The organism is Actinomadura sp. 1N219, assembly GCF_044326405.1.
Classification (GTDB): domain Bacteria; phylum Actinomycetota; class Actinomycetes; order Streptosporangiales; family Streptosporangiaceae; genus Spirillospora.
The window spans coordinates 57,886-72,950 of sequence record NZ_JBIRAY010000003.1 but is presented as its reverse complement, the minus strand read 5'-3'; the positions used below and the strand labels follow the sequence as shown (position 1 = coordinate 72,950).

The 15,065-nt window shown below is 71.9% G+C and carries 16 protein-coding genes; 14 read left to right on the top strand and 2 right to left on the bottom strand.

Translation table 11 applies throughout. The annotated features are described in order from the left end of the window. Nucleotides 1-13: 13 nt before the first annotated feature. The 12 genes from argF (at nt 14) to ACH35V_RS12420 (ending at nt 11,141) form a co-directional block, all read left to right on the top strand. Nucleotides 14-1,015, top strand: a complete 1,002-nt coding sequence (gene argF, locus ACH35V_RS12475; RefSeq protein ID WP_395972147.1) for an ornithine carbamoyltransferase — start codon at nt 14-16, stop codon at nt 1,013-1,015. A 50-nt stretch (nt 1,016-1,065) separates the two neighbouring features. Continuing rightward, a complete protein-coding gene (gene arcC, locus ACH35V_RS12470; protein WP_395972146.1) occupies nt 1,066-2,001 on the top strand; it encodes a carbamate kinase in 936 nt (311 codons plus the stop codon). Then, nucleotides 1,998-3,458 (top strand): amino acid permease, encoded by a 1,461-nt coding sequence (locus ACH35V_RS12465; RefSeq protein ID WP_395972145.1) that lies wholly within the window; start codon nt 1,998-2,000, stop codon nt 3,456-3,458. Before arcC ends, ACH35V_RS12465 begins: the two co-directional genes overlap by 4 nt. Further along, nucleotides 3,455-4,381 carry a universal stress protein gene (locus tag ACH35V_RS12460; protein WP_395972144.1) on the top strand — a complete coding sequence of 309 codons (927 nt, stop codon included), beginning with the start codon at nt 3,455-3,457 and terminating at the stop codon, nt 4,379-4,381. Before ACH35V_RS12465 ends, ACH35V_RS12460 begins: the two co-directional genes overlap by 4 nt. Before the next feature lie 80 nt (nt 4,382-4,461). Continuing rightward, on the top strand, nt 4,462-5,289 hold the full coding sequence (locus tag ACH35V_RS12455) for a helix-turn-helix transcriptional regulator (protein ID WP_395972142.1): 828 nt from the start codon (nt 4,462-4,464) through the stop codon (nt 5,287-5,289). Nucleotides 5,290-5,401: 112 nt separating this feature from the next. Further along, nucleotides 5,402-6,814 (top strand): Fe-S cluster assembly protein SufB, encoded by a 1,413-nt coding sequence (gene sufB / locus ACH35V_RS12450; protein ID WP_395972140.1) that lies wholly within the window; start codon nt 5,402-5,404, stop codon nt 6,812-6,814. Further along, nucleotides 6,814-7,950 carry a Fe-S cluster assembly protein SufD gene (gene sufD, locus ACH35V_RS12445; protein ID WP_395972139.1) on the top strand — a complete coding sequence of 379 codons (1,137 nt, stop codon included), beginning with the start codon at nt 6,814-6,816 and terminating at the stop codon, nt 7,948-7,950. The genes sufB and sufD overlap by 1 nt, the downstream gene beginning before the upstream one ends. Continuing rightward, nucleotides 7,947-8,264 carry a bifunctional 3-phenylpropionate/cinnamic acid dioxygenase ferredoxin subunit gene (locus tag ACH35V_RS12440; protein ID WP_395972138.1) on the top strand — a complete coding sequence of 106 codons (318 nt, stop codon included), beginning with the start codon at nt 7,947-7,949 and terminating at the stop codon, nt 8,262-8,264. The genes sufD and ACH35V_RS12440 overlap by 4 nt, the downstream gene beginning before the upstream one ends. A 26-nt stretch (nt 8,265-8,290) precedes the next feature. Next, nucleotides 8,291-9,055 carry a Fe-S cluster assembly ATPase SufC gene (gene sufC, locus ACH35V_RS12435; protein WP_395972137.1) on the top strand — a complete coding sequence of 255 codons (765 nt, stop codon included), beginning with the start codon at nt 8,291-8,293 and terminating at the stop codon, nt 9,053-9,055. Next, on the top strand, nt 9,052-10,314 hold the full coding sequence (locus tag ACH35V_RS12430; protein ID WP_395972136.1) for a cysteine desulfurase: 1,263 nt from the start codon (nt 9,052-9,054) through the stop codon (nt 10,312-10,314). Before sufC ends, ACH35V_RS12430 begins: the two co-directional genes overlap by 4 nt. 54 nt (nt 10,315-10,368) lie before the next feature. Next, nucleotides 10,369-10,827, top strand: coding sequence for a Fe-S cluster assembly sulfur transfer protein SufU (gene sufU, locus ACH35V_RS12425; RefSeq protein WP_395972134.1), 459 nt, complete (start codon nt 10,369-10,371; stop codon nt 10,825-10,827). Next, nucleotides 10,824-11,141 (top strand): metal-sulfur cluster assembly factor, encoded by a 318-nt coding sequence (locus ACH35V_RS12420; RefSeq protein WP_395972132.1) that lies wholly within the window; start codon nt 10,824-10,826, stop codon nt 11,139-11,141. The genes sufU and ACH35V_RS12420 overlap by 4 nt, the downstream gene beginning before the upstream one ends. A 45-nt stretch (nt 11,142-11,186) precedes the next feature. On the opposite strand, the gene ACH35V_RS12415 is transcribed toward ACH35V_RS12420, so the two are convergent. After that, nucleotides 11,187-11,885, bottom strand: a complete 699-nt coding sequence (locus ACH35V_RS12415; RefSeq protein ID WP_395972130.1) for a hypothetical protein — start codon at nt 11,883-11,885, stop codon at nt 11,187-11,189. Between ACH35V_RS12415 and ACH35V_RS12410 the strand changes: the two genes are divergently transcribed. After that, a complete protein-coding gene (locus tag ACH35V_RS12410) occupies nt 11,880-13,082 on the top strand; it encodes a sensor histidine kinase (RefSeq protein WP_395972128.1) in 1,203 nt (400 codons plus the stop codon). The genes ACH35V_RS12415 and ACH35V_RS12410 overlap by 6 nt on opposite strands. A gap of 16 nt (nt 13,083-13,098) precedes the next feature. Then, nucleotides 13,099-13,776, top strand: a complete 678-nt coding sequence (locus tag ACH35V_RS12405; RefSeq protein WP_395972126.1) for a response regulator — start codon at nt 13,099-13,101, stop codon at nt 13,774-13,776. Nucleotides 13,777-13,841: 65 nt separating this feature from the next. Here the strand turns inward: ACH35V_RS12405 and ACH35V_RS12400 are convergent, their stop codons facing one another. After that, the gene (locus ACH35V_RS12400; RefSeq protein ID WP_395972124.1) at nt 13,842-14,981 is read right to left on the bottom strand and encodes an EAL domain-containing protein; all 1,140 of its coding nucleotides are present in this window, start codon (nt 14,979-14,981) and stop codon (nt 13,842-13,844) included. Nucleotides 14,982-15,065 lie beyond the last annotated feature (84 nt).

Sequence of the window (15,065 nt, the reverse complement as noted above, 5' to 3'; positions counted from 1 at the left end):
CCAGGAGACACGTATGGCGTTCAACCTTCGCGGACGCAGCTTCCTCAAGGAGCTCGACTTCACCCCCAGGGAGTTCGGATTCCTGCTCGACCTGGCGGCCGAGCTGAAGGCCGCCAAGTACAGCCGGGCGGAGAACCCGGCGCTGACCGGCAAGAACATCGCGCTGATCTTCGAGAAGACGTCCACCAGGACGCGCTGCGCCTTCGAGGTCGCCGCGCACGACCAGGGCGCCCACGTGACCTACCTGGACCCCGGCGGCACCCAGATCGGCCACAAGGAATCGATGAAGGACACCGCCCGCGTCCTGGGACGGATGTACGACGGCATCGAGTACCGGGGCTCCAGCCAGAGGCTCGTCGAGGAACTGGCAGAGCACGCGGGCGTCCCGGTGTGGAACGGCCTGACCGACGAGTGGCATCCGACGCAGATGCTCGCCGACATGCTCACCATGCGCGAGCACAGCGACAAGCCCCTGCGCGACGTCACGTACGCCTATCTGGGCGACGCCCGCAACAACATGGGGCATTCGTACGTCGCGGCCGGTGCGCTGCTCGGGATGAACGTCCGCATCGTCGCGCCGCGGGCCCTGTGGCCGGACGAGGAGACGGTGGTCAAGCCGTCCAACGCGGTCGCCGCCACGACAGGCGCGGACATCAGCCTCACCGAGGACGTCCGGGAGGGCGTGCGGGGCGCCGACTTCGTGATCACCGACGTGTGGGTGTCGATGGGCGAGCCCGCCGACGTGTGGGACGAGCGCATCGCGCTGCTCCGCCCCTACCAGGTCAACACCGAGGTCATGGCGGCCACCGGCAACCCGGACGCGAAGTTCATGCACTGCCTCCCCGCTCTGCACAACCGGGAGACCGTCATGGGGGAGCGGCTTTACCAGAAGACGGGCATGGACGGCCTGGAGGTCACCGAGGACGTGTTCGAGTCCCCGGCCTCGATCGTGTTCGACGAGGCGGAGAACCGGATGCACACCATCAAGGCGGTCATGGTCGCGACGCTCGGCTGACCGCCGGGCGGGTCTGACAAGCGGGTCTGACAAGGGGGACGGGGGGGACTATGCGGGTGGTCGTCGCGCTCGGCGGGAACGCGCTGGTCAAGCGCGGTGAGACGCCGGACGCCGAGCCGCAGCGCCGCAACGTCGACCGGGCCGTGCGGGCGCTGGCGCCGCTCGCCGAGCGGCACGAGCTGATCGTCACGCACGGGAACGGGCCGCAGGTCGGGGTGCTGTCGCTGGAGAGCGTCAACGACCCGAACCTGACCCGCCCGTACCCGCTCGACACGATCGGCGCCGAGACCCAGGGCATGATCGGCTACTGGATGCTGCAGGCGCTGCAGAACGCGCTGCCGGGACGCCAGGTCATGGCGATGATCAACCAGACGCTGGTGTCGGCGGTGGACCCGGCGTTCGAGAACCCGACCAAGTTCGTCGGCCAGGTCTACGACCGCGAGGAGGCGGAGAAGCTCGCCGCCGAGTACGGCTGGACGGTCCGGCCGGACGGCGACCGCTGGCGCCGCGTCGTGCCGTCCCCGCGCCCGCAGCGGGTGATCGAGACCCGGCTGATCAGGGAGCTGGTCCGGCTCGGGACGGTCGTGGTCTGCGCGGGCGGCGGCGGCGTCCCGGTGTTCCGCAACGACGTCGGGCGGCTGGAGGGCGTCGAGGCGGTGATCGACAAGGATCTGACCGCGTCCGTCCTGGCCGAGAGCATGGACGCGGACGCCCTGCTGATCCTCACCGACGTGCCGCGGGTGATGCGCCGCTACGGCACCCCCGAGCAGGAGGAGATCACCCACACCACCCCGCACGAGCTGCGCGCCGAGGACTTCCCCGCCGGGTCGATGGGCCCGAAGGTCGAGGCGGTGGCGAGCTTCGTCGAGCGCACCGGCGACATGGCCGCGATCGGGATGCTCGACCAGTGCGTGCAGATCCTCGAGGGCACCGCGGGCACGATCGTCACCCCCAACGCGACCTGGCCGCTGGCGAGCACGCTGTGAAGACCGGCACGGGGGCCGCGCCGGTCTCGTTCGGGCGGAGCCTGCTGCGGACCAAGCCCGTCGACGCGATCGTCGCCGAGGGCGGGCGGGGCGAGGGCGGCGAGCTGAAGCGGACGATGAGCCTCCTGCAGCTCACCCTGTTCAGCGTCGGCGCGACCCTCGGCACCGGGATCTTCGTCGTCCTCGGCGAGGCGGTGCCGAAGGCCGGGCCGGCGGTCGTGCTGTCGTTCGTCCTCGCCGCCGTGACCGCGCTGTTCTCGGCCCTGTCGTACGCCGAGCTGGCCGGGACGATCCCCGTGTCCGGCTCGTCCTACTCCTACTCCTACGCCACGCTCGGGGAGCTGGTGGCGTGGGTCTGCGGCTGGTGCCTGCTGCTGGAGTACGCCGTGTCGGTGTCGGCGGTCGCGGTCGGCTGGGGCTCCTACCTCAGCGCGTTCTTCGACGACGCGGCCGGGTTCACGATCCCGGCGGAGATCAGCGGGCCGCCGGGCGAGGGCGGGATCGTCAACGTCCCGGCCGTGATCGTGGTGATGTTCGCGATGTTCCTGCTGCTGCGCGGGACGTCCGAGAGCGCCACCGCGAACACGATCATGGTGTTCCTGAAGATCGGCGTGCTGCTGTTCTTCTGCGCGGTCGCGTTCACCGCGTTCGACTCGGGGAACCTGAGCTCGTTCGCGCCGATGGGCTGGGCGGGGATCAGCGCCGCCGGGTCGAAGGTGTTCTTCTCCTACATCGGCTTCGACGCCGCCTCCACCGCGGGCGAGGAGGCCAAGAACCCGCGGCGCGACCTGCCGCTCGCGATCATCCTGTCGCTGGTCATCGTGACCGTGATCTACGTCCTGGTCGGCCTGGCGGCGGTCGGCGCGATGCACTGGGAGAAGTTCGACATCAGCGGCTCCGAGGCGTCGCTGGCCGCGGTGCTGGACGAGGCGACCGGGCAGACCTGGCCCTCGATGATTCTCTCGCTCGGCGCGGTGATCGCCATCGCCAGCGTCGTGCTCACCGTCATGTACGGGCAGACCCGCATCCTGTTCGCGATGTCGCGGGACGGGCTCGTCCCGCCCGTGTTCCAGAAGGTCAGCCCCGGACGCCGCGTCCCGGTCGCCAACACCGTCATCGTGGCGGGGTTCATCTCGATCCTCGCCGCCGCGATCCCGCTCGGCCGCCTGGTGGACGCCACCAGCATCGGCACGCTGTTCGCGTTCGCGCTGGTCAGCGTCGGGGTCATCGTCCTGCGGCGGACCCGTCCCGACCTGCCGCGCAGCTTCCGGACCCCGCTCTACCCGCTGACGCCGCTCCTCGGCGTCGGGTTCTGCGTCTACCTCATGGTCGGCCTGGGCGGGGTGACGTGGGCGGTGTTCCTGCTGTGGACCCTCGTCGGCCTGGCCGCGTACTTCCTGTACGGCCGCCGCCACTCCCGGCTCGCGGCCGGACCGGTGGGAAGGGGGACGCCATGAGGGTGCTCGTCGGCTACTCGTCCGACGACCGCGGCGCCGACGCCCTCGCGCTGGCGGCGCTGGTCGTCCGGGCGGCGGGCGCTTCGCTGGTGGTCGCGAACGTCCATCCGCCGCCGTGGCCCGCGCGCGGCCCCGGCTCCGTCGACGCCGAATGGGTCGCCTACCTCAAGGGCGAGTCGCAGGCGGCGCTGACGGAGGCCGCCGGGAAGCTCGCCGCGTCGGACGTGCCCGAATCGGACGTGACGCTCCGCGTCCACTCCCACCGGGGCAGCGGGCGCGGGCTCATCGAGGTCGCCAGGGCCGCCGGCGCCGACCTGATCGTCATCGGCTCCGCCCCGCGCGGACGGCGCGGGCGCATCGCCATCGGCAGCACCGCCGACCAACTGCTGCACGGCTCGCCGGTCCCCGTCCTGCTCGCGCCGCGCGGCTACGCCGACGACCCACCGGGCCGGTTCGAGCGGATGACCGTCGCGTACTGGCGTCGCAAGGACGCGGACGGCCCGCTGTCCGCCGCCGCCGAAATCGCCGCCGCGCTGGACGTGCCGATGCGGCTCCTCACGCTCGTCCTGCGGCCTCCCGGCATCGCGGCGAAGTTCAAGGACGCGGGCGGCGTCCTGGACCGCCAGGCGGCCCAGGCCGACGACGACCTCCGCGAAGCCGCCGCCCGCTTCGGCGGCGGGACCCCCGTGGAGCGCCTGGCCGCCGTCGGGACGGGCATCGCCAAGACCCTCGGCGCCGTCGATATGCTGCCCGGCGAGGTGCTGGCCTGCCTGTCGAGCCATGACGGGCCGCTGCGCAAGGTCTTCCTCGGGGAGAGCTCCGGCAAGATCGTCCGCGCCGCGCCCTGCCCGGTGCTCCTCATGCCGCGCGGAGCCGCCGCCGCTCCCGGTGCCGCTTCCGGCGCGAAGTCGCAGGTTAGGTAAGGCTTACCTGCGTGAGGCACGACATCGGGAAACCGGTGTTTGCCGGGAAGGAATTACGGCACACTGATGTTGTGAAAAACGTGAGCGAGGACCGGACCAGCGCAGAGGCCGCCACCGCGCGGCCCCTCGGCGTGCCGTCCGTGCCCGCCCACGTGCCCGGCCACACCGAGCGTGACACACGCGCGCGGGTGGCCCGGCTCATCCTCGAGCACGGCCCGGTCACGGCGTCCACGCTGGGGGAGCGCGTCGGCCTCACACCCGCCGCGATCCGCCGGCACCTGGACGCGCTGCTGGCCGACGGCATGATCGAGGTCCGCAAGGCGCGGGCGCCGCAGGCCCGGCGCGGCCGGGGGCGTCCCGCCAAGTGGTTCGCGATCACCGACGCCGGGCGCAACGCGTTCGTGCACGCCTACGACGACCTGGCGACCAGCGCGCTGCGGTTCATCGCCGAGACGGCGGGCGACCACGCGGTCGCCGAGTTCGCCCGGCGCCAGATCGCCGACCTGGAGCGCCGCTACCGGCCCGTCGTGCAGCAGGCCCCGCCCCACCAGCGGGTCCGCACGCTCGCCGAGGCGCTGTCCGGCGACGGCTACGCGGCCGCCGCGGCCAAGGCGCCCCAGCCGGGGGGCGGCGAGCAGCTCTGCCAGCACCACTGCCCGGTCGCGCACGTCGCCGCGGAGTTCCCGCAGCTGTGCGAGGCCGAGACCGAGGCGTTCAGCCGCCTGCTGGGCACCCCCGTCCAGCGGCTGGCCACGATCGCCCACGGCGACGGCATATGCACCACCCACGTCAGCCCGGTCGACCTTTGTGCCGACCGGGCCCGCGGGGGCAATGGTCCGGAGGGACCCCGATTTGACATCCACCCGACGGCCGAAGCCGAGGGTTCCGACCCGGGGGGCCGAGGTTGACGCTTCTTAGACCGCCCAACGGCGAAGTCTCCACGTCCTGCAACGGCATGTCCTGCCGCCGGTCGTTTGGCTATCACGACGTGACGAACATATCACTCTCTGGAGTTAAAGTATGACTACGGCAGCCCACCCCGAACTGGAGGGGCTCGACAAGTACAAGTTCGGCTGGGCCGACTCCGACGAGGCCGGGGCCTCGGCGCGGCGCGGCCTGAACGAGGACGTCGTCCGCGACATCTCGGGCAAGAAGGACGAGCCCGACTGGATGCTCGCCCTCCGCCTCAAGGGGCTGCGCCTGTTCGACAAGAAGCCGATGCCCACCTGGGGCTCGGACCTGTCGGCCATCGACTTCGACAACATCAAGTACTTCGTCCGCTCCACCGAGCAGCAGGCCGGCTCCTGGGAGGAGCTGCCCGAGGACATCAAGAACACCTACGACAAGCTCGGCATCCCCGAGGCGGAGAAGCAGCGCCTCGTCGCCGGCGTCGCCGCGCAGTACGAGTCGGAGGTCGTCTACCACAAGATCCGCGAAGATCTTGAGGAGAAGGGCGTCATCTTCCTCGACACCGACACCGGCCTGCGCGAGCACCCGGAGATCTTCCAGGAGTACTTCGGCTCGGTGATCCCCGTCGGCGACAACAAGTTCGCCGCGCTCAACACGTCGGTGTGGTCGGGCGGCTCGTTCATCTACGTCCCGCCGGGCGTGCACGTGGAGATCCCGCTCCAGGCCTACTTCCGGATCAACACCGAGAACATGGGCCAGTTCGAGCGGACGCTGATCATCGCCGACGAGGGCTCCTACGTCCACTACGTCGAGGGCTGTACCGCTCCGATCTACAAGTCCGACTCGCTGCACTCCGCCGTCGTGGAGATCGTCGTGAAGAAGGACGCCCGCGTCCGCTACACGACCATCCAGAACTGGTCCAACAACGTCTACAACCTGGTGACCAAGCGCGCCGTCGCCTACGAGGGCGCGACGATGGAGTGGGTCGACGGCAACATCGGCTCCAAGGTCACCATGAAGTACCCGGCGGTGTACCTGCTCGGCGAGCACGCCAAGGGCGAGACCCTGTCGATCGCGTTCGCGGGCGAGGACCAGCACCAGGACGCGGGCGCCAAGATGGTGCACGCCGCGCCGAACACGTCCTCCACCATCATCTCCAAGTCGGTGGCGCGCGGCGGGGGCCGCACGTCCTACCGGGGGCTGGTGCAGATCCAGGAGGGCGCCGAGCACAGCAAGTCCACGGTGAAGTGCGACGCGCTGCTCATCGACCAGATCAGCCGGTCCGACACCTACCCGTACGTCGACGTCCGCGAGGACGACGTCGAGATGGGCCACGAGGCCACCGTCTCCAAGGTGTCCGAGCAGCAGCTGTTCTACCTGATGAGCCGCGGCCTCACCGAGGACGAGGCGATGGCGATGATCGTGCGCGGGTTCGTCGAGCCGATCGCGCGCGAGCTGCCCATGGAGTACGCCCTCGAGCTGAACCGGCTCATCGAGCTGCAGATGGAAGGAGCCGTCGGCTGATGGGGCTCGATGTCAAGCCTCTCTCGACGCTGCACGACAAGGCGTCGTTCGACGTCGGCGACTTCGACGTCCCGACGGGCCGCGAGGAGGAGTGGCGGTTCACGCCGCTGCGCCGCCTCCGCGGCCTGCACAACGGCACCGCCGACGCAGACGGCAAGGTCCTGGTCGAGGTGGAGGCGGCGCCGGAGGTGACGGTCGAGACCGTCGGGCGCGACGACGCGCGGCTCGGCACGGCCTACGTCCCGTCCGACCGGGTCAGCGCGCAGGCGTGGAACTCGTTCACGCAGGCCACCGTCGTGACCGTGCCGAAGGAGGCCGTCGCGTCGGCGCCGACCGTGCTGCGGCTGCGCGGCGAGGACGCCTCGGCCGCCGCCTACGGCCACACGACCGTGATCGTGGAGCCGTTCGCGCAGGCCACCGTCGTGCTGACGCACCGCGGCCCCGCGACGTACGCCGACAACGTCGAGTTCGTCGTCGGCGACGGCGCCCGCCTCTCGGTGATCAGCCTCCAGGACTGGGCGGACGGCAGCGTCCACGTGTCCCACCAGCACGCCCGCCTCGGCCGCGACGCCCGGTTCGTCTCGCACAACGTCTCGCTCGGCGGCGACGTCGTGCGGATCTCGCCGTCCGTCGCCTACGAGGGGCCCGGCGGCGACGCCGAGCTGTACGGCGTGTACTTCGCGGACGGCGGCCAGCACCTGGAGCACCGCCTGCTGGTCGACCACGCCGTCCCGAACTGCCGCAGCCGCGTCGACTACCGCGGCGCGCTGCAGGACCAGGACGCGCACGCCGTCTGGATCGGCGACGTGATCATCCGCGCGGAGGCGGAGGGCACCGACACCTACGAGCTGAACCGCAACCTCGTCCTCACCGACGGGACGCGGGTCGACTCCGTGCCGAACCTGGAGATCCTCACCGGCGAGGTCGCCGGCGCCGGGCACGCCTCGGCGTCCGGGCGGCTCGACGACGAGCACCTGTTCTACCTCCAGGCCCGCGGCATCACCTTCGACCAGGCGCGCCGCATGGTCGTGCGGGGCTACCTGGGCCAGCTGATCGAGCGCATCGAGGTCCCCGAAGTGCGGGAGAAGGTGCAGCAGGCCATCGAGGCCGAACTCGACCGGGGGGCGGCGAAGTGACGTACGTGAAGGTGTGCGCGCTGGACGACGTCCCGGCCGACGGGGCGCTCGCCGTCGAGGTCGACGACACGCCCGTCGCCATCGCGCGCAGCGGCGGCGACGTCTACGCCGTGAACGACATCTGCTCCCACGCCGAGGTCTCGCTGTCCGAAGGCGAGATCTACGACGGCACCATCGAATGCTGGCTGCACGGGTCCTGCTTCGACCTGCGCACCGGCAAGCCCACCAATCCTCCGGCCACGCAGCCGGTCGCCACATACAAGGTCAAGGTCGAGGACGGCGACGTCTACGTCTCGCTCGCCGCCGACGGCTGACCCCACCACGAAGGACATCACGCACCATGGCCACGCTAGAGATCCGCGACCTCCACGTCTCCGTCGGCGACGGCTCGGACGGGGCGAAGGAGATCCTGCGCGGGGTCGACCTGACCGTGCAGGCCGGGGAGACCCACGCGATCATGGGGCCGAACGGCTCCGGCAAGTCCACCCTCGCCTACGCGGTCGCCGGGCACCCGAAGTACGAGGTGACGTCCGGCTCCGTCACGCTCGACGGCGAGGACGTCCTCGGCATGTCGGTCGACGAGCGCGCCCGCGCCGGGCTGTTCCTGGCGATGCAGTACCCGGTCGAGGTGCCCGGCGTGTCGGTCTCCAACTTCCTGCGCTCGGCCGTCACCGCGGTCCGCGGGGAGGCCCCGAAGCTCCGCGAGTTCGCCAAGGACATGAAACAGGCGATGGAGAACCTGTCCATCGACCCCGCGTTCGCGCAGCGCAGCCTCAACGAGGGGTTCTCCGGCGGCGAGAAGAAGCGGCACGAGATCCTGCAGCTGGAGATGCTCAAGCCGAAGGTCGCCGTCCTGGACGAGACCGACTCCGGCCTGGACGTCGACGCCCTCAAGGTCGTCGCGGAGGGAGTGAACCGGTTCGCGTCCGGCGACACCGGCGTCCTGCTCATCACCCACTACACGCGCATCCTCCGCTACGTGAAGCCCGACTTCGTGCACGTGTTCTCCGGCGGCCGCGTCGTCGCCGAGGGCGGCCCCGAGCTGGCCGACGAGCTGGAGGACAAGGGCTACGAGAAGTACGCGAAGGCGGGCGCGTCGCTATGAGGCTGCTGCCGGAGGAGCTGAAGAAGGACTTCCCGCTGCTGCAGCGCACGGTGCGCGGCGGGCGCCCTCTGGTGTACCTCGACTCGGGCGCGACGTCGCAGAAGCCCGTCCAGGTCCTGGACGTCGAGCGCGAGTTCTACGAGCGCTATAACGCGGCGCCGCACCGCGGGGCGCACCAGCTCGCCGAGGAGGCGACGGAGGGCTACGAGAAGGCCCGCGCGTCCGTCGCCCGGTTCATCGGCGCGTCGACCGCCGAGGTCGTGTTCACCAAGAACGCCACCGAGGCCATCAACCTGGTCGCGTACGCGATGAGCAACGCCGCCACCGCGGGCCCTGAGGCCGAGCGGTTCGCGGTCGGGCCGGGCGACGAGGTCGTGGTGTCGGAGATGGAGCACCACGCCAACCTCGTCCCGTGGCAGCAGCTCTGCCGGCGGACCGGGGCGACGCTGCGCTGGTTCGGCATCACCGACGACGGCCGCCTCGACCTGGAGCACCTCGACGACCTCGTCAACGAGCGCACCAAGATCGTCGCGCTGACGCACCAGTCGAACGTCCTCGGGACCGTCCCGCCGATCGAGCGGATCGCGGCGCGGGCCCACGCCGTCGGCGCGCTCGTCCTGCTGGACGCGGCCCAGTCGGTGCCGCACCAGCCGGTGGACGTCACCCGCCTCGGCGTCGACTTCCTCGCCTTCTCCGGCCACAAGATGCTCGGCCCGACCGGCATCGGCGTGCTGTGGGGACGGCACGAGCTGCTCGAGGTGATGCCGCCGTTCATCACCGGCGGCTCCATGATCGAGATCGTCCGCATGGAGGAGACGACCTTCATGCCGCCGCCGCAGCGGTTCGAGGCCGGCGTCCCGATGACCGCGCAGGCGATCGGACTCGGCGCGGCCTGCGAGTACCTCGCCGAGATCGGCATGGACCGCGTCCACGCCCACGAGGAGGCCCTCGTCGGCTACTCGCTGGAGCGGCTCACCGAGATCCCCGGCGTCCGGATCATCGGCCCCGGCACGACCGAGGCCCGCGGCGGCGCCGTGTCGTTCACCGTCGACGGCATCCACCCCCACGACGTCGGCCAGGTCCTCGACGACCTGGGCGTCGCGGTCCGCGTCGGGCACCACTGCGCGTGGCCGATCTGCCGCCGCTTCGCCATCCCGGCGACGACCCGCGCGACGTTCTACCTCTACAACACCCTCGGCGACATCGACGTCCTCGCCGACGGGGTCAGGCAGGCCCAGAAGTTCTTCGGCACGTCCTGAGGAACAGCCCCGAGACCTGCCCGGTTGTAGCGAGAGAGCCTTGGAGAGGACCACATGCACCTGGAGGGGATGTACCAGGAGGTCATCCTGGACCACTACCGCAACCCCCACCACAAGGGGCTGCGCGAGCCGTTCGAGGGCGAGGCGCACCACGTCAACCCGACCTGCGGGGACGAGGTGACGCTGCGCGTCCACCTGGACGGCGACGGCCAGGACGCCACGGTCGCCGACGTGTCCTACGACGCGATGGGCTGCTCGATCAGCCAGGCCAGCGCGTCGGTGATGTCGGACCTGGTCATCGGGAAGTCCGTCAAGGAGGCGATGGCGGTCGGCGAGGAGTTCCGCGCGCTGATGCAGTCGCGCGGCCAGGACGTCGAGCCCGACGAGGACGTCCTGGAGGACGCCGTCGCCTTCGCCGGGGTCTCCAAGTACCCCGCCCGCATCAAATGCGCCCTGCTCGCCTGGATGGCGTGGAAGGACGCGACCGCCCGCGCACTCGGAGAGGCATCATGACCGAAACGGCCATTCCCGACGAGGACATCCTCGAGGCCCTCAAGGACGTCGTCGACCCCGAACTCGGCATCAACGTCGTCGACCTCGGCCTGGTGTACGGCGTCAGCATCGCCGACGAGGTCGCGACCCTGGACATGACCCTCACCAGCGCCGCCTGCCCGCTCACCGACGTGATCGAGGACCAGGCCCACAGCGCCCTGGAGGGCATGGTCAAGGACGTCAAGATCAACTGGGTGTGGCTCCCGCCATGGGGCCCCGACAAGATCACCGACGAGGGCCGCGACCAGCTCCGCGCCCTCGGCTTCAACGTCTGACCCGCGCCACGCACACGAAGGCCGCGCCCCGCCAGGGGCGCGGCCTCACGCGTGCGTGCTGGGCTTGGACGGCCACAGGGTGTGGGTGATCGGCCACAGCGACCAGATCGCCAGGACCGTGCCGAGGCGGGCGAGCCAGCCGAGCAGGGCCTCGGTGCGGTCGGGGTCGCCGACCCAGGCGATCATCGCCAGGAGCAGGCCGCAGGCGATGGCGGTCGCGACGGCCGCCTTCCCGAACTCGCGCCACTCGTAGCGGGTGCGCGTCCGGCCGTGGCCGGGCTTGCGGCGGGGCGGCGGGCCGCCGGCGAAGCGGTGCGCGAAGCGCTGGTCGGCCCACCGGACCATGCTGTGCCCGAACGCGACCGAATAGCCGATGTAGGCGGCGGCGAGCCCGTGGGCGAAGCCCGCGGTGGCGCCGCCGCGCAGGTCGATCGCCGTCGCGACCAGCAGAACCAGGTCGACCAGCGGGACGCACAGCAGGAGCACCGCGCCGGTCCGGCGGAGCCGCAGCAGGTAGCGGGCGGCGAGACCGGCGGCCAGGACGACCCAGAAGCCGATCTCGCAGGCGGCGATGATCGCGATGAGCACGTGGAGTCCTTTCTCGATGGTTCCATCGTCGGTGCGGGACGGGCGGAAATCGTCGTCCGCGGTGGGGGTTCGGGGGGTCGTCCGAAGGATGTACGCGTCCTCGTCATCCCGGTGGACGAGGTTCTCGCGCGGGGATGCTGAGATGGAGTCGTGCACAGGCTCACCACCCGCAAGGACGCGCTCGTCGCCGCGGCCGCGCTGGCCGGCGGGCTGCTCATGCTCGCGGTGCACGGCTACTCGACCTGGTCGGAGGACTGGGACCCGTCGGTGTGGGCGCGGCTCGTCCCGCTGCTCGGGCTGTCCTCGGCGCTGCTGCTGCGGCGGACGGCGCCGCTGACCGCGCTGGCGGTGGCGACGCCGTTCAACTTCGCCGACGTGGCGATGGGGCCGAGCATCGCCACCGCGATGATCTACGGGGACGCGCTGTACGCGGCGAGCCTCTACGGGCGGCGCCGGACCGCGGAGTGGCTGCTCGGCACCACCGCGGCGGCGAGCCTGGCGGTCGCGGCCGGCACCGGGATCGGGCTGCGGGACCTCGCCGTCGGCGTGGTCGGCGGGTCGGTCGCCGGGGTGGTGTGGGTCGCGCCGGTGCTGACGGCGATGGCCGTCCGGGAGCACCGGTTCCGGGCGGAGGCGGAGCGGCGGCGGGCCGAGGCCGAGCGGCAGCGCGCCGAGCAGGTGGCGCGGCTCGCGGAGCTGGACCGGCGGGCCGCCGTGACGGCCGAGCGGGCCCGGATGGCGCGGGAGTTGCACGACGTGATCGCCAACCATCTGAGCGCCGTGGCGCTGCACTCGTCGGCCGTGCTGAAGGTGCCCGGCCTCGACCGGGAGGGGATCGAGCGGGCGATGGAGGTCATCCGGGAGAACAGCGTCCAGGGCCTCGCGGAGATGCGCCGGATGATCGGGCTCCTGCGGGACGGCGACGGCGACGGCGAGGATCCCGCGGCCCGGCCGCGGCTGGCGGAGCTGGGACGGCTCGTCCGGCACACGGCGCGGTCCGACCTGTTCGCGCGGCTGGAGGTCGCCGGGGAGCCGCCGGAGCTGCCCGCCGCGGTGGAACTGGCCGCCTACCGGATCGTGCAGGAGGCGCTGACGAACGCGCTGAAACACGCCGGTCCCGGCAGCACCGACGTCCGCGTCGAGTACACGCGGCGGAGCGTGGTGATCGACGTGCTGAGCCCGCTCGGGGCGGATGCGGCGCGGCTCCCCGGTACCGGCAGCGGGCTGGTGGGGATGCGCGAGCGCGCGGTGATGCTGGCCGGCGAGTTCGACGCCGGGCCCGACGCCGCCGCGCGGCGGTGGCGCGTGCACGCCGAGCTGCCCGTCGACCAGCAGTTCACGGAGACCCGATGACCGGAGCGAGGGCGTCATGATCGAGGTGCTGGTCGCGGACGATCAGGCGGCGGTGCGGGCGGGGCTGGTGCTGATCCTGGGCGCGGCGCCCGGCGTCCGGGTCGTGGGCGAGGCGGCCGACGGGGTGGAGGCGGTGGAGCTGGCCAGGGAGCTGCGCCCGGACGTGGTGCTGATGGACGTCCGCATGCCCCGCCTGGACGGCATCGGCGCCACCCGGGAGATCGCGGGCATCGCGGACGTGCTGGTGCTGACCACGTTCGACATGGACGAGTACGTGTTCGGCGCGCTCCGGGCGGGCGCCGCCGGGTTCCTGCTCAAGGACGTCGACGCCGACAAGCTGGTGGACGCGGTGCGGACGGTCGCGGCCGGCGAGGGGATCATCGCGCCGAAGGTCACCCGGCGGCTGATCGAGGCCTTCTCCGCCCGTCCCGCGGCGGACCCGTCCGCGCCGGGGCTCGCGGAGCTGACGCCGCGGGAGCGGGAGGTGTTCGCGTGCCTGGGGGAGGGCCTGTCGAACGGGCAGATCGCGGCCCGGCTGGACATGGCGGAGACGACCACCAAGACCCACGTCAGCCGCATCCTCGGGAAGCTGGGGCTGGCCGGGCGGGTGCAGGCGGCCATCCTCGCGCAGGAGACGGCCGCCTCCGGGCGTTCCGGGACCGATCCGCATAAAGGATCACCCGGGGCGAGCTGACCCGCCAGAGACGATCTCAGCGCGGCGAAGGATCCGCGGCGGACGGTCGGCGCGACGGATGATCTTCAGCTGGACAGGCTGCGGATCAGGTCGGCGACGCGGACGATGCCGAGGCAGCGCCCGACCTCGTCCACCACGACCAGGTCGTCGTAGACGCGCTCGTCCTCCCGCCCTGCGGCCCGCAGCGCCGCGACCGCCGGGACGGTGCGCGGCACCAGCCGGGGCGCGTCGGCCAGCCGCGCGGCGGGACGGCGGGCGTGCAGCGCGTGCCCGTACGCGCCGGACAGGCGCAGCAGGAAGCGCGTCCGGTCCACGGTGCAGTGGGGCCGCTGCCGGTCGTCGACCAGGACGATGCTGGTGATGCCGGTCTCGGCGTTCAGCGCGTTGAGGACCGCGCCCGCGGTCGCGGTGTGCGGCAGCGTCACCGCCGGGAGGGTGAACTCCGACACCCGCGGCCCGAGGCCCAGCCCCGGGTCCGGGCGCGCGGGCTCCTCGGCCGCCGCGACCGGGATGTGGACCGGCATCCCCGGCCGCCACTCCGGCGGCGCCAGCGCGGGCCCCTGGACGAGCCGCACCCCCGCGTCCCGCATGTGCAGCACCTGCTCCCTGGTCGCCATCTGCGGCGCCAGGACGTGCGTCTCCAGGCGGTGCGCCAGCTCGACCAGGCTCCCGACCAGCGCCGCGCGGCGCGGCTCCGACACCGCCCTGCGCGCCAGCTCGGGATCGAGTTTCAGCAGGTAGGACGCGCCGTCCACGAGCAGGTCCAGCGGCGCGTGGGCGGCGCCGAGGCCGGCGAGGCCGACGAGGTAGCCGGTCCGGCGCAGCCCGGACAGCGCGGCGGTGACGGGCGGGCGCGCCGCGGGCGGGAACCCGCCCGACACGCAGATGATGATCTCCTGCGGGCGGCGTCCGGTGTCGCTGAGCCCGCGGTGCAGGTCGGCGAGGAGGTCGTCGCCGCGGGCGAGGGTCTCGGTGCGCAGGCCGATCTGCAGCGGCAGGGGCGTGCCGAGTCCGGTGGCGGCGCGGGCGGCCTCGACGGCGCGGCGCACGTCCTCGGCCGCCGGATCGAGCCGCATCGGGCCGGACGGACCGGCCGGGGGCGCGTGGGCCTCCACCGCGACGACGGTTCCGGTGCCGAGGTCGACGACCGGATGGAACACCGCCCGGGCCGGGAGGAGGGCATCGAGTGCATCGACTGCTGACACAGCCGCATCATGTCGCCCACTCCGCGACGAAACTAGATGTGTCAGCCGAAGTTAACCCAATATTCGCAGTTCAGAGGCCATGCG